The sequence below is a fragment of the Nocardia aegles genome (genome assembly GCF_052545135.1).
Genome location: NZ_JBQWRI010000009.1, coordinates 259877 through 274046 on the forward strand (window position 1 = coordinate 259877; position 14170 = coordinate 274046).

11 protein-coding genes and 1 pseudogene are annotated in these 14170 nt (G+C 67.9%); 9 read left to right on the forward strand and 3 right to left on the reverse strand.

Features of this window, described 5'->3' with window-relative positions; genetic code table 11:
* Positions 1–91 precede the first annotated feature (91 nt).
* From ACT89H_RS23815 to ACT89H_RS23840, 6 genes are all read left to right on the forward strand, one after another.
* Positions 92–1189: a hypothetical protein gene (locus ACT89H_RS23815; protein WP_445110875.1), complete on the forward strand. Its 1098-nt coding sequence runs from the start codon at positions 92–94 to the stop codon at positions 1187–1189.
* A 50-nt stretch (positions 1190–1239) separates the two neighbouring features.
* Positions 1240–3120, forward strand: a complete 1881-nt coding sequence (locus tag ACT89H_RS23820; protein ID WP_445110876.1) for a type IV secretory system conjugative DNA transfer family protein — start codon at positions 1240–1242, stop codon at positions 3118–3120.
* On the forward strand, positions 3117–4007 hold the full coding sequence (locus ACT89H_RS23825; protein ID WP_445110877.1) for a DUF4913 domain-containing protein: 891 nt from the start codon (positions 3117–3119) through the stop codon (positions 4005–4007). The genes ACT89H_RS23820 and ACT89H_RS23825 overlap by 4 nt, the downstream gene beginning before the upstream one ends.
* Entirely contained in the window at positions 4004–4945 is a 942-nt protein-coding gene (locus tag ACT89H_RS23830) for a hypothetical protein (RefSeq protein WP_445110878.1), read from the forward strand. The genes ACT89H_RS23825 and ACT89H_RS23830 overlap by 4 nt, the downstream gene beginning before the upstream one ends.
* Positions 4942–5874: a hypothetical protein gene (locus ACT89H_RS23835; RefSeq protein WP_445110879.1), complete on the forward strand. Its 933-nt coding sequence runs from the start codon at positions 4942–4944 to the stop codon at positions 5872–5874. Before ACT89H_RS23830 ends, ACT89H_RS23835 begins: the two co-directional genes overlap by 4 nt.
* A 250-nt stretch (positions 5875–6124) precedes the next feature.
* Entirely contained in the window at positions 6125–6988 is an 864-nt protein-coding gene (locus tag ACT89H_RS23840) for an MBL fold metallo-hydrolase (RefSeq protein ID WP_445110880.1), read from the forward strand.
* Positions 6989–7163: 175 nt separating this feature from the next.
* Here the strand turns inward: ACT89H_RS23840 and ACT89H_RS23845 are convergent, their stop codons facing one another.
* The gene (locus ACT89H_RS23845; RefSeq protein WP_445110881.1) at positions 7164–8066 is read right to left on the reverse strand and encodes a phosphotransferase enzyme family protein; all 903 of its coding nucleotides are present in this window, start codon (positions 8064–8066) and stop codon (positions 7164–7166) included.
* Between the two features lie 10 nt (positions 8067–8076).
* A complete protein-coding gene (locus ACT89H_RS23850) occupies positions 8077–9492 on the reverse strand; it encodes a helix-turn-helix domain-containing protein (RefSeq protein ID WP_498049540.1) in 1416 nt (471 codons plus the stop codon).
* Positions 9493–9741: 249 nt separating this feature from the next.
* Here ACT89H_RS23850 and ACT89H_RS23860 point away from each other — a divergent pair, with 249 nt between their 5' ends.
* From ACT89H_RS23860 to ACT89H_RS23870, 3 genes and pseudogenes are all read left to right on the forward strand, one after another.
* A complete protein-coding gene (locus ACT89H_RS23860) occupies positions 9742–9984 on the forward strand; it encodes a hypothetical protein (protein ID WP_445110882.1) in 243 nt (80 codons plus the stop codon).
* Between the two features lie 52 nt (positions 9985–10036).
* Positions 10037–11589: pseudogene (locus ACT89H_RS23865) on the forward strand (FAD-dependent monooxygenase).
* Positions 11590–11742: 153 nt separating this feature from the next.
* Entirely contained in the window at positions 11743–13041 is a 1299-nt protein-coding gene (locus tag ACT89H_RS23870) for a cytochrome P450 family protein (protein WP_445110883.1), read from the forward strand.
* Between the two features lie 117 nt (positions 13042–13158).
* On the opposite strand, the gene ACT89H_RS23875 is transcribed toward ACT89H_RS23870, so the two are convergent.
* Positions 13159–14052, reverse strand: a complete 894-nt coding sequence (locus tag ACT89H_RS23875) for a hypothetical protein (RefSeq protein ID WP_445110884.1) — start codon at positions 14050–14052, stop codon at positions 13159–13161.
* Between the last annotated feature and the right edge of the window lie 118 nt (positions 14053–14170).

Consider the following 14170-nt stretch of genomic DNA (forward strand, 5'->3'; position numbering starts at 1 on the left):
CCCGGAGGTCGACGATGTCCAACACCACACCTGATCGTGCAGTGCCGCTACAGCATCGACCGATCCGACACGATGATCGGCGGGTACGGCGATGAGCTGGCCCGATCCGCGGCACGCCACCACCGATCCGGCGTATTACCGCGACGCCGACAACGCGACCGAGGCCCAGATCCGGGCGGATTTCACCCGCTACTACCAACTGAGGCTGATCGCACCACACGGCGAGACACCCACCCAACAGCAGGAACTCACCGCCTGGGCCGACGAGCTCGCCGCTCGGTGGGGCCGCCACGAATCGCTGGAGCACCGCCACCTCTGGGGGCAACTGCAAGCCGCGGTCGCCGGATGGGAAGCGCGCCCGGAATTCACCCGCGCCGCCTACCACCGCATCAACCGCGCCAAGCTCGAGGGAGACCTCGACGTCGAGCCGGTGGTGTGGCGCAACCTGCGCCAAGCCGCTGAGATCACCGGCCACCTCGAAACCACCACCACCGGCTCCGACCAAGACGGCGCCCGATGGCAACCACCCGGCCGCTCACCCGAACAGCACGCAGAGCCCACCAGCGTGCTCGACCGTGCCCTCGGCGGGCGCGGACCGGAATTGGCCAGCATCGCCGAAGTCGACGCGATCATCGCCGAAACCGATCGGCTGCTGGACGCAGAGGAAGCCGCCGGGGACCTCGACGCCGGCCGAGACGCACGCCTCACCCGCCAACGCGTGGCATTGCGGCAGTTGCAGGACGCGACCGCCGAACACACCCGCCTGGCCGACCACTGGCCGCACGGCACCCCCGAACAGGATCAAGCCCGCCTCGCGCGGCTGGAATCCCTGCTCGATACCGCGCGTACCGCCCGTACCAACGCCGCCCAGACCGCGGCAGCCCCCGCCGACATCGAGGCCGCCTACCGCGCCGGACTCACAGGCGCCTACTCCCATGAGCTGCCCGCGAACCTCCAACAGCTCCTAGCACCCGACCACTCGCCCGCACGCCCCGCGCGGCCGGCACAGCAGTCGATCGAGCCATCGCAGGCATCCGGGCTCGACGACGACGCCGGTGCCCAGATGAGCGCAGCCATCGACGCCGCACTGCCGGACGCGGACTTCCGCGCGTGGAGCGCCGCCGAGGGGCCGGAGGACCCGCCCGCACCCTCGCGCGCGGTCGGTGTCGATGCCGACCTGACGGCCTGACCCTCGCGTCCCCACCCATTCCCCTCTTCGTCGACAAGGACCCCTTCATCATGTTCTCCACCCGCGAAACCCGCCGCAGAACCAAACGCGGACTCGGCGAGGAAACGATCCTCCTGCTGCTGTTTCTCGTAGGGGTGCTGATCGCCCTGGCGGCGTGGTCGGCGCTGAGCCTGGGCAGCCGCTGGGCCGGACTCCCCGTCACCCGCCACCCCGCCGCCGCCCTGCTGGACGTCGCCACCGGCCGGCATCCTTGGCCGTGGCAAGCCACCGTCATCGGCGTCATCTACCTGCTCGCCGCTGGCGGGTTGGCGGTGTTCGGGTGGCGGACACTCACCTGCGGCAGCGAGATCGACGCCGCCGCACGCACCATGCAACGACCTCGCGACATTCGGATGGCACGGGCGCGGGACAACCTGCGCGCCAACGAGCGGCTGCTGCGCGACGCGCCCGCCGACATCCGAGCCCGCAAAGGACCCCCTCTGGGCAAGACCGTCATCGGCGGGGTGGAACTATTCGTGCCCGCCGAGCTGGGGGTGACGATCGCCGCGGGCACCCGCACCGGCAAAACGATGGCGTGGGCGATCCCGGCGGTGCTCTCAGCGTGGGGCCCGTGCCTGGCGACCAGCAACAAACCGGACCTGTACCGGCACACCCTCTCCGGGCGTGAACAGCACGGCCAGATCTGGTTGTGCGACCTGCAAGCAGTCACCGGGAAGCCCGTTTGCGGATTCTGGGTCAACCTGCTCACCCAGGTCACCACCCTGCCCAAGGCCCGGAAACTGGCCGGATTCTTCGTCTCCGCCGCGTCCGGCTCGGCCGCGCAAGCGGCCAACGCCAAGGTCGACTCCTACTTCGACGGCGGCGCGCAAGAGCTGCTCAGCTTGTATCTGTATGCCGCGGCCTGCGCGGGCGGTGATCTGCTTCATGTGGGCGAATGGCTCGGACGTGATCAGGACCAGACCCCAGCGCTGATCCTGCGCCACTACCAACACCACCGCTCCGCCGAACGGATCCTCGAATCCCAAGCGCTCTACAGCCGCCAACGCGACGGGCTGTTCGACATGGCGCGCCGCTTCCTCAACGTTTTGTCCGATGAGGGCTACGCCCGCATGGTCACTCCGCCGCGGCGAGTGCGGATCGCGGTTCGGGAAGTCCCCGACAAAGACACTCGCCAGACCCGCATCGTCATCGACAAGACCGATGAGGACCCGACCCACGAGCAGCTACCGGAATTCCAACCCGCAGCGTTCGTCACCAGCAGCGACACCCTGTATGCGCTGTCGATGGCCGGGCCCGACGGCGCCACACCCCTGACGTCGGCCCTGGTCGGGCAAATCCTCGAGGCCGCACTGGATGCGGCGCGAACCCGGCCGGACGGACGGTTGGCGGTGCCGCTGATGGCGGTGCTGGACGAGGCCGCCAACTGCGCCCGTATCGCCGAACTCCCGTCCTACTACACCTACGCGGGCGGCTGCGGGATCGTGTTGATGACGATCTTGCAGGTCCTCGAGCAAGGCGAAGACCTGTGGGGCGCCAACGGACTCAGGACGATGCGTGCGCAATCCATCGAGGTCTACGGCGGCGGCATCGCCGCGACCGACTATTTGGAGCACTGGTCGGCGATGACCGGCCCCCACGACGTCGCCGACCGCTCCCGCAGCCACGGTGCCCAAGGCGCCAACCGCACCGTGTCCTGGCGCGCCGAACCCATCCTCGACACCGCCCTGCTGGCCGCGATCCCGAAAGACCGCGCCCTGGTCCGGCTCCCGAACCACGGGCCGGTCGTGGTGCGAAAGATCTGGTGGTCGGACACCGAATACGCGCCGTTGATCCGGACATCGCTCGAGCGGTTCCAGAAAGCCGCCGCTCAGAACACGGTGCCAGCCCCTGGAACCGAGGAAGATCCGGCCGACGGTGGTGAGCGCTCGTGAGCGCGCCGCCCCCGGCGACGGGAAACACTGCGCCAGGCACGAACAGCGCGCCGAAGAAGCCGCAGCCGCCGTCATATCGGCATTTCACCGAGTTCGCCGAGAAGTGGTTATGGCCGTTCATCAGCGTCCGGTTGGCCGAAGCGAACCGGGAGAACACCTCTACTTGGTGCCCGCGGTGGTGGGCCCACCGCCCGGTCGCGGTGCGGATCGCGCACCTGCACGCCGCGTTCGAAGCCCAGAAACGCGCCCGCACCGGCAACGGCTTCAGCGCTTTCGTGCTCTCCCACGTCGACGCCCACTTCAAGGTCATCCTCGACGCCGCCAACGGGCCCCTGCACCGCTGCACCCGCACCACCCACATCGCCACACCCAGCCTGCCGTTCGACCCGGTCCCGGTCAGATATTTCAAACCCGCCACGCCCGCCGCCGACGAGGACAAGAAGGGTCCGCCGCCGCTGTTCGCGCACTGGAGCCATTTCGTGCAGGAGTGGCTGCTGCCGGTGACCTCGGTGCGGATCGCAGCCGACAACCGCGAAGGCCACTACACCTGGTGCCGCCAGTGGTGGGCGCATCACGCAGTCTCGGTGCGGTTCGCCGGGCTGCACCGCGTATTCGAAGCAGCACGCCGCGCCGAGGACAAATCCGCGATGAGCACGCTGTTCACCCGCCACATCGACCCGCACATGCGCTACATCCTCGACGCCGCCAACGGCCCGCTGCACCGCTGCACCCCGCACCAGCACATCGACACCCCCGGCCTCCCGGCCGAACCCGTCCCGGCCGCATGGTTCGGGACCGTGGGTGCAACGACCCCGGTCGAGCGGCTCGGGTTCGGTCCCGACTTCCGCGCTTTCGCTGACGATTTCCTGGACAGGCCGCAGTCGTGAGGACACCGACCCAGGCGCAGGCGGCGGTGCTGAAAGCTCTACAGAACCAGACAGTGTTGCTCCACCGGATGGTCGCCACCGCCACCGAACGCCTGCAGCTGACCGGGCAGAACCCGCCACAGTCTTGGTATGCCGACTACCAAGAACGCGCGCTGCTGCGGGAGGCGCTGCTGGACGCCGCGCACGCGGGTGGGGTGCCGCACGTGTGGATCGACCAGGTGCGTACGCGCGGCGACCGCGGCATCCGCTGGCGCGCCGACCTTCACCTGCACGCCCCCGAACCATCCGACTGGGACCGCATCCTCGGCGACCTCGACGCCGACGCGCAGCGACTGCGCGCGTGGACCGCCTTGCACACCGCCAGTGACCGGATCAACCCCGCCGCGGACACCAGCGTGGTCGTCGACGTCGATCGCAACCTGCGCGCCCTGCACTCCCGAACCCAGGCAGTGGCCAACCTGCTCGGCCTCACCAGCGAGAACGGCCACGACCTGTGGGGCGACGCCGGAGAATGGGCACAGGCCGCCATCGCGTCGCTCGACGGTGTACCCGCCGAGGGGTTGATGCAGCGCTGGCACCAACTCGCGCGGGCGGACACCCGCTCCTACGCGTTGCAAGCCACCGCCCTGAAAAGCGCCGGAATCCCGATCGACACTGCGGCATCGTTGCCCGCCCACGAGGAACTGGTCCAAGCGATCCGGGCTGGGCTGACACTCCCGCCGCTGTTCCGGTCCGCCACCACCACTACCGGTGCGGACATCGACGCGGCGCTCGACGCAGCGAACCTCACCGGCCCCGCCGCAGCCGACACAGTCGGCGGCCCGACAGCCGCATTCAGCCACAACCCCACCGTGGAGGCGGGGCTGTATGACCCCGCGACAGCCCCCGACATCGGCGCGCCACAGTTCTCCTCACCGGGCGAGGGATACGGACAATGACCCGCCCCGGATCAGGAACACGCAGCGGGGACATCCCGCCGGACCACGCGGCGTTGCTGCGCCACATCTACGAGCTGGCCGCCGACGCTACCCACCTGAAAAATGGCATCCAGCCCCTTGGTGCGGACGCTACCGCCGCCAACGCGGGGTTCGAGCAGATCGCCGCGATCGACCGGCAGCGCGCCCTGGCGGAGATCCAGGCTCGTGATCGTGGTGTGCCCGCAGACTGGGTCGGGGTCGTGCGGCGGCTCGCCGAATCCGGCCGCGCCTGGAGCGACGACCACCTGCTCCCGGCGCCGCGCCCAGCACCCGGACGGCGAAACACCCCCCGCGTCGTCGACGACATGCGCCAGCTCACCGACATGGCCGCGATCACCGTTGCCCGCGGACACCTCCTCCGCATCGCGACCGCTGACGCCGAGCCGGACCCGGCCGCCGCCCAGCAGTTGCGGCGCAACATGGAAGCCCTGTGGACCCGCGCCGACCGCACCGCCACCTCGATCGGCCTGGGCCGCAAGGCCCGCGCCCGGGCATTCAGCACAGCCACCAAAGACCTCGCCCAACGGGTCGAGGCCTACCTGTACTCGAGCCACGATGACCTCGACACCCGCTGGCGCGGCTACACCAGCACCGCCATCGCCGATGGGGTTCGGCGCTCGCTGAAAAGCCTGCGCCGCACCCGCTGCGACATCACCACCGACACCGCGGACATCGAGCGGCCCCCGACACCGAACGACCTGATCCAGCGCGCCCGCGACGTCCTCGACACCGCCATCGGGCGGCAACCCGAGGCCGGAGCTCAGATCGACACCGCGATCGCCGACGCAATGCCTGAGGCCGTAACCGACAGCTGGGACAACACAACCGGTGTGGACACAGCGGACACCACCGGCGTCCAGGCGTACCCGACCGCCGGGCCCGATCCGTAGCCCTTCTCGGCGCGACCTCCGTTGCCCGCTGCCGATCCCACCTGCGAGACCCCATGCCCGTTGCCGAATTTCGCGTCGCCGCGACCCCGCATCCGCCCGGCGCACCTGCCTGCAGGCCCGCGCTGTGACCCGGCCGCCGGGCCGCCGCGACCCCACCCGGCCCTCAGCACGTGCTCAGGCCGCCCGACCGCGCGACAGGTCACGGCGGCGACCACATCCACCCCGAACCCTGACACACGGAGCACCGATCATGACCCTCAGCCTCGACCATTACACCCGTCCCGCGACACTCCATCACCATCGCCTCGGCGATCACCGCATCACCTATCTCCCTGATGGTGTCGCCCTGCTCGAACCCCGCGCGTGGCTGCCGGACTCCGATGACCAGATCTGGTCCGCGAATCCGCATCTGATCAACGACGAGGGCTATCTCGTGGCCAGCGTCGGCGCGCTGCTGGTCGAGCACGGCAGCCGGGCCATGCTCATCGACGCCGGCTTCGGGCCGCTGGCGGTGCCCACCCCGTATGGGCTGATGCGCGGCGGGCAACTCCTCGACAGTCTCGCCGCCGCGGGCAAATCCCTGGCCGATATCGAACTGGTCGCCATCACCCACCTGCATCTGGACCACATCGGGTGGCTCTGGCAAACCGCCCCCGCCACCACGAGTGGCCCCTTCGCCGACATCCCTGTCCTGGTCGGCGACACCGAATGGCAGCACAGAGCATTGGCTGCCAGGACCGGCGCCAGCGCCGAGATGCTTGATGTCTTCGCCGCGCAAGTGCGTACCGTCGCCGACGGCGAGGAAATCTTCCCTGGCGTGCACGCCCTGGCTTTGCCGGGCCACAGCATCGGCCACCTCGGCTACATCATCACCTCCCCAGAGCACCGATTGATCGTGTTCGGCGACGCGATGCAAACCCCACTACAGATCACTTATCCCCACCTGACCAGCACCATCGACGACGACCCCGCCGCGTCGGTCACCACCTGCCGCGCCATCATCGACCAACTCACCGACCCCGGCGATTTCGGCTTCGGTCTGCATTTCGCCGACGTCCAACTCGGCCGAATCACCACCGCCCACGACGGCCGGCCGACATGGCAGCCCCAATAGCGCCGCCGCGCTGTCACTTTGTCGGTGATCGTCGAGATCGTGTCTTTCGAGACCTGGGTGCCGTAAACCCGGGGACGCGCGGAAACAATGCCCGGAAGGGTTGGTTCTCTGGGGTTCCTCGTACGACCAGAGGCTTCCGCAGGGTGGTGTAGGTCATTGGTCGGGGGCTGGTCGGTTATCTGTACGGCTGCCAGGGCTCAACGTTGCCGTCCCGCAGAGCTTGGAGACGGCGGGAATGTTCGGCGGCCACGGCGGGGCGGCGCGCGAGGTCGGGTAGCACGCTGGTCACCAGTCCGAGTTCACGGATTCGGCAGAGGACGGCCCATGCCGGATCGTCGCTTACGTCTTGGCCGTAGGCGACGCTCAGGCGCGCGAAATCTGTGTCGGATCCGAACCGCATGGCATCGACGAGATTGGTTGCGAGGTCCCAGGCGAGCGGGCCGATGCCTGCGCTGTCGAGGTCGCACAGTATGGCTCGGTCGTGGTTGTCGCGCAGAAGATTGCCGGTGTGTACGTCGCCGTGGATGATGCCGTGCCGCGGTGGTGGTAGCTGGTTGTAGTCGTGTTCGGCTTGCAGCCATTGTTGGGTGATCCAGACGCGGTCGCTGTCGGGCAGCACTGGGTCGGCGGCGGTGAGCCGTCGCCGCGCCATAGTGAATGGGTCCCAGCGAGGCAGCTCCGCGAGAGCGTCGGTGGGGACGTGTAGCGCGTGTATCGCCCTCATCGGCGCCGCTAGATCGGTGACATCCCAGTGATCTTCGGCGCCGGGCAGCCACTCCCACATCGTCGCGGCGTAGTCGCCCGAGATGATCGGCTGCGCGATCTCGGGTATCAGCCGAGGGACCGGCGCGTCGCGTTCGGCCAGCCATTGGGCCAGGGTGGCGACGCGTGGAGCGCGTGCGAGTCCGATCGCTCCGATGCCGATCCGAACGACGAAGGGTGCGGCGGAGAGCTGCCAGACGACGTTGTTGGTGTACTTGATCAATCTGGCTTCGCCGCTGTCGAGTCCAGCGTGCTGGCAGATGGTTTCCAGCACAGCGCGCAGCTCGTGCTCTCGTGAGGTCGACAGTTGTGTCATTGCATCGAATTTACGACGACACCAGGACCTCGACCTGGTGCATGACCTCGGCGACCGCGCTGTCGGAGGAATGCGGCGTGGCCGCCACCACGATCTCTGGTAGTCGTTGGATGCCCCGTTGGGTCGCGATCTCCTCGAGATCGGCAACCGCGCGGTGGGTCAGCGTTATCGCCGTGTCGAGGTCGCCGACTCGGAAGTTGTTGGTGGCAGCAACTATTCGATCGAACAGGAGTGACCGCGCGGGCCGGTCCGGGCCAGACAGTGTCAATGAGGTGGTTGTCAGTTCCGTTGCGCGCGTAGCGCTCGCCGCGGCTATTGCGGGGTCGTCGGTGTTGGCGGCCAGCACCCCGTGTACCAGGGCCTGATGTCCGAGGTAGCCGCCGCCGGAGAAGAAGACCTTCATCCAGGGTTCGCTGGAATGCGGGTCGACCAGGCTCATTTCGTGCTCGGCTCGTGCGAGGCTGTCGGCCATCTGCCGGTGCTGACCGATCAGTGCGTAGGCCCATGCCGCTGTCGCTTGTAGTTGCGCGGCAGCTCCGATGTCATGTGCGTCGGCGGCGGCGATCTGCCCTAACTGCACCATCTTCAACGCTGTGCCAGGGTCGCCTTCATGCAACTCGACTCGCGCGAGTCCGAAAAACAGGTCAGCCGCCAAACCGAACCCCGTGATGGTGCCGGAGTCCAGTGCCCACCCGAGGCCCTGGGCCAAGTGCAGACGTGCTTGCTGTTGTTGACCGGCGTCATGGTGTGCCCATGCCACCGTGTTGGACAGGTCGGCGAGTGCCAACTCCAACTCAGGACGCACCTCATCGCCGCATTGTGACAACAGCCCCACTCCTTGGGCCAGCGCACCCAAGGCCGGATCGACGGCGAATCCGCCGCCCAATCGGCTGTCCAGACTGCGCAGCTCGTCTATCGCCAGACGCAGCCGTGTGACATCGCTCAGCCCCACTTTCTTTGGCAGCGGCGCGCTACTCGATGGTAGCTGTGGCTTCCATCGCGCCAAACCGGCTGGTGATCCCACGACCGCTGCCGCGACCGTAGCGAGGAATTGTCTACGCTGCACATCATTCATCGTGGCACCCGCACCGTCTCGATTCGACCCGGTCGCGGCCGTGGGGGCAGCGGACTGTCCGGAGGCTGAGGCGCGCGAATCGGCGGTGGCATCGGCTGTCTGATCGTCACCGCTACCCGCGGCTTCGCGCACTGCGGCGTGAAATCGGGCGAGTTCTCGAGTTTCGGCGGCGTCGAGCGCTGCGTGTAGCAGTCGTTGGCTGCTGGCGTTCGGCCTTGTTGTTTGCCCGCTCTCCCAGAGGCGAACAGTTCGTTTGTTCACACCCAATAGCCGCGCGAACTCCTCGCGGCTGAGCCGCTTGGCCGTGCGGAGTGCCCGGACACGACTCGATGTCCACGCGACGTCCCTCATAGCTCCCCTTGGACAGGTTGGGTAAAGCCGGGGACTTTACCCGTGTTTCCCCAGGACGGCACTAGTTTGGCAGACCGGCAATTCTGCAAGCTCTCTGTGGCGCTGTTATTCGGAAGCCCTGCGTCCCTGGACATTTCAAGGGCGAGTCACGGACAGGCCGACAGTCGACCCACAGTCCCGCGCATCAGGGAGGTCCGCGTGCCCGATCATGCTCCCCGGACTTGTGTCCGCGCGCCAGCCGGCATGGGCATGGACACGACACGCGCGAGCATCGTCTGCGTCCACAACGCTGCGCTGGGCGGCTCAGCCCACCACGAAGCCGACCGCTATGTGCACGACAACGCCGCGGTGTTCGACGGCCTGGACGTGGTGGAGCCGGGGTTGCTGTCGATCAGCCACTGGCAACCCCGGCGAGACCAGGTCGCCCGGTTGCACCTACGGCGCCTTAGCCCGCAAAACGTAGCTGGATCAGGAAGGCCCATTGATGTCTGATTCTGTTTCCCGCGACCGGATCGCCGTCGTCGGCGCGGGTCCGGTCGGGTTGATGCACGCCATCGAATTGTGGCGGCGTGGAGTAGCGTGCCGAGTCTTCGAGAAGGCCAGTGCACACGCGGCGACCTCCCGTGCCTGTGTGGTGCAGGCCCGCACCTTGGAACACCTCGCTCAAGCGGGGATGGCTGATCCGTTCGTGGCTCAGGGACGCTGTGTCCGGTCGATGAACTATCACTTTTACGACGACGCGGGTGCGGTGGCCGAGACGGCGCGGCTGGACTTCACCCAACTTCACAGCCGCTACCCGTATCTGCTCACCATTCCGCAGCGTGTGATCGAGCAGATCCTGCGTGAGCAGCTCGCCGCGCTGGGAGGCGAGATCGAGTGGAACACCGAGCTGCGTTCGCTGACCACCGACGACACCGGAGCCATCACCGCACGCGTGGTCGACACCACCACCGGCCGGGAGGAGACACTGCATCCGGAGTGGCTTGTCGGCTGCGACGGGCTCAACAGCACCGTCCGACGCCACACCGGTCTGGCTTTCGTCGGCGGCGAGTACCACGCCGGCGAGATGAGGATGACCGACGCGGTGTTGAGGGCGGTGTCGGGTGGGCTTGGCCTGGCGGGTGATGATCTGGACTACCACGTCCATAAACACCGTATGACGCTGCTCATCCCGCTACCCGGCCCCACCCATCGGGTGCTGGTCAGCGACACGAACCAGGCAGCCGAACGCGACACCTCCCGGGAGGCGTTCCAGTCGGCGCTGGATGACAACTTCCACGGCACGCTCACCCTCGCCGACCTCGAGGGCACGGCGAGTTTCTACATCCGCAACCGCATCAGCACCAGCTTCCGGCGCGGCAACATCATCCTGGCCGGGGACGCCGCGCATATTCACTCGCCCGCAGGTGGGCAGGCATGAACCTGGGCATGCAGGACGCGGTCAACCTCGGATGGCGCCTCGCCCTGGTCGCGAGGGGAGAAGCCCCCGAAGCGATCCTCGACGACTATGAGCGCGAACGCATGCCGGTCGCCCACCAGGTGATCGCACGCACCAAACAGCTCCACGAACTACTTATGAAGCACGGCACACCGCTGGTCGAGCGCCTCGCGATCCTCCGGGACCCCGCCTTCGTTCACCAAGCCGTAACCGGGATCTCGGGAATCGCCACCACCTACCGCGCCACCGGTCCCGGCACCCCGGCGGGGTCGCTGGGCGGACTCGCGGCTGGGGATCGCGCCCCCGACCTTGCCCTCACCCCACGGTGCAGCGTGCACGACCTGCTGCGCCATCCCGGGCATACCGTGCTGGCATTCCAGCGACACGCCCACACGACACCGGCACTGCGGGCGCTGCACGCCCACCTCGGGCAGCGGTTCGGGGGACGGGTGCAGTTTCCGGTGATCACCGCCCCCGACCAGCGCGGGCTCGCATCCGACGGCGCGGTCGTCGCCGACAACGACGCCGTCCACAAGCTCTACGGCGCCGAGGACACCGACGCTCTGTGCCTGCTGCGACCGGACGGGTACATCCACCACCTGTGCGAACTATCCCAGCAGCAGGCACTACTCACCACACTCGGCACCGTCCTCACCTGACCCCGCCGCACGGCTCGCCCCTCGATACGGCTCGCCCTTGTGCCGTCCGCGCGGCTCTTCTCCCAGGGCCTCGGCCCGGCTTCACCACTGTGGCCCGCGCGACATCGCCCCGTGCTGCCCGTCACCTCCGCATCCTCATCTGGAGTCACTCGAATGACCACCTCGTCTGCATCCCCGACGCCCGGAACCTGCCCCACAGGGCACGGATCCCCCGTCGATACCGGCGACGGCCCCCGGGTGCCGCTGCACACCAGGGAATTCGCCGCGCACCCGCACCGCGCCTACGAGCAGATGCGCGAGGAGTTCGGGGCGCTGGCGCCGATCGAACTCGCCCCCGGCGTACCAGCGACGTTGGTGCTGGGCTACCGCACAGCAGTGAACATCTTGCAAGACCCCGACCATTTCCCCGCCGACCCACGCAAATGGGAGACGAGCATCCCGCTCGACTCGCCGGTTCGAGGGATGCTCGGCTGGCAGCCCGCGGCACGGTTCCACGACGGGCCCCAGCACGAGCGTTACCGCAAGGCATCCGCTACGGCCATCGCAGGGGTCGATCTGCACGGCCTGCACGCCAGCGTCGAAGCCATCGCCATCCCACTGATCAACACCTTCAGCGGCCACGGGTGCGCCGATTTGGCCGCCGACTGTGCCTTCCCGCTCGTCTTCCACGCACTCAACGAGATCATCGGCTGTCCACCCCCGCTCGGCAGCCAGGTCGCCGCGGGGATGGCGGCCCGCTTCGATTCCGGCCCCGACACAGCACACGCAATGACCACACTTAAAAAAGCCCTGACCGAGCTGATCCGGCTCAAACGCACCTGCCCGGGTGATGACATCACCTCCCGGCTGGCGCATCACCCGGCCAACCTCACCGACGGCGAGCTGCTGGCGCAGTTGATGAGCTTCTACGGCGCGGGTATCGAACCGACCCGCAATCTCATCACGAACACCCTGCTGCTGATGCTCACCGATGACCGGTTCGGCGGCGGCCTGCTCAGCGGAGCCCTGTCGACTCGCGACGCGCTCGATGAAGTGCTGTTCACCGACCCGCCGATGGCGAACTTCTGCCCCAGCTACCCGCGTCAGCCGATCATGGTCGATGACACCTGGATACCCGCCGAGCAGCCCGTCCTCATCAGCCTCGCCGCCTGCAACCGCGACCCCGCCATCGCCGGAAACGACCGCACCGGAAATCGCTCACACCTCGCCTGGGGCGCTGGATCGCACGTGTGTCCGGCCGAAGACGTCGCGCACTTGATCGCCGAACACGCCATCAACCAACTCCTCGACGCTCTCCCCGACATCCAACTCGCCGCACCCGCGAACACCCTGCGGTGGCGACCCGGCCCCTTCCACCGAGCACTCCACCAACTGCCGGTCACCTTTCCCGAGACCCCTCCACTCACCACCAACTCGCACCCCCAGACCACACGACCCGCCAACCCCGCGTAGGTTTCCGCGTCCCGCCATCTGTGCACGCCCAGTGATAGCTGTCGCACTGCCGCTTCGGGCCCGTATGCATTGTCCGCTCTGGTGCCCGCGTCGGATAGCGCGAGCTGGCGTCCGCCGCTATCCGAGTAGACGCCGCCACCAGGGACGGGCATCCACTAGGCCCAGGACCAGCAGTGGTTGGCGGGTGTTCTGGGGCTCCCAGGCGACCGGCGCGGCGACACGGTCCGCAAACACTAACCACCACTTCGCCCACATCTCTGCCGGGGCGAACCCTGGCCTGTGCCAGACCAACTGGCCGCCACGGTTTACCCAGCGAGTGGCGCGACGCTCGGCGCGGCCACCAGGAGGGAACCGGCTCGGGTCGAGACGGCAGCGGGAACCGAGTTCCCTGGACGGGAGCGTGAACAGGTCGGCGGCTTGGTGCATGAATGTGGTGGCGGTAAAAGGTCGCGCGCCCTCGCCCGTACGACACGGCAGGCAGAACTCGTCGCGGCTGCCGGCGAGTAGGTAGAACTCGGCGGGCTTCGCCGAGCGCCACCATGCTGGAGGCTTCGGGCTGGCGTAGACGCTCGGTGCCAACACCTCGGCCAGTTGCTGGCGTGCGAGTACCGAATCGGGGTGCCCGCCGCCGCGCTGTTGGAACCGCTCGATCGCGTGCACGGCAAAGCTGACGTGCTCCAGCAGTGCGCGGCTGCCGAGCCGGAACGGGTCCACTTCGTGATCGCGCAGGCCGATGCAGTGCGTCGCGATCCACTGCGGCCTGCCGGTGCGGTCGGCACCGGAGGCCAGCGGCAACAACAGCAGCCCATCGGCGAGCAAGAACCAACCGGACGGACTGCGTCGTCGGCCGAACACCGGCGGCAGTTCATCGACAATCGCACCCTCGGTCGAGATCACCTGCACGACCCACTCGCGTGCAGCCTCGCGACCCCCGAGTCCGAATAGCTCGGCCGCAACATCGGCGCAGGCATTGGTCACCACGATGTCGAAGGCGTACGGATCGAATACCATCACTGAACCCCCAAGCAGCACAACGTTTCGGCCGACAAGCCGATATCAGGTTATCTTTGTCCCAGTCGAGGCGGATGAGGATGATCTGCCCGTGACAGTCCGAAGCCTCTTGTACGGC

Coding starts and splice junctions, on each gene's coding strand:
- ACT89H_RS23815 (WP_445110875.1), top strand. CDS start 92: ATGAGCTGGCCCGATCCGCGGCACGCCACCACCGATCCGGCGTATTAC.
- ACT89H_RS23820 (WP_445110876.1), top strand. CDS start 1,240: ATGTTCTCCACCCGCGAAACCCGCCGCAGAACCAAACGCGGACTCGGC.
- ACT89H_RS23835 (WP_445110879.1), top strand. CDS start 4,942: ATGACCCGCCCCGGATCAGGAACACGCAGCGGGGACATCCCGCCGGAC.
- ACT89H_RS23840 (WP_445110880.1), top strand. CDS start 6,125: ATGACCCTCAGCCTCGACCATTACACCCGTCCCGCGACACTCCATCAC.
- ACT89H_RS23845 (WP_445110881.1), bottom strand. CDS start 8,066: ATGACACAACTGTCGACCTCACGAGAGCACGAGCTGCGCGCTGTGCTG.
- ACT89H_RS23850 (WP_498049540.1), bottom strand. CDS start 9,492: ATGAGGGACGTCGCGTGGACATCGAGTCGTGTCCGGGCACTCCGCACG.
- ACT89H_RS23860 (WP_445110882.1), top strand. CDS start 9,742: ATGGACACGACACGCGCGAGCATCGTCTGCGTCCACAACGCTGCGCTG.
- ACT89H_RS23870 (WP_445110883.1), top strand. CDS start 11,743: ATGACCACCTCGTCTGCATCCCCGACGCCCGGAACCTGCCCCACAGGG.
- ACT89H_RS23875 (WP_445110884.1), bottom strand. CDS start 14,052: ATGGTATTCGATCCGTACGCCTTCGACATCGTGGTGACCAATGCCTGC.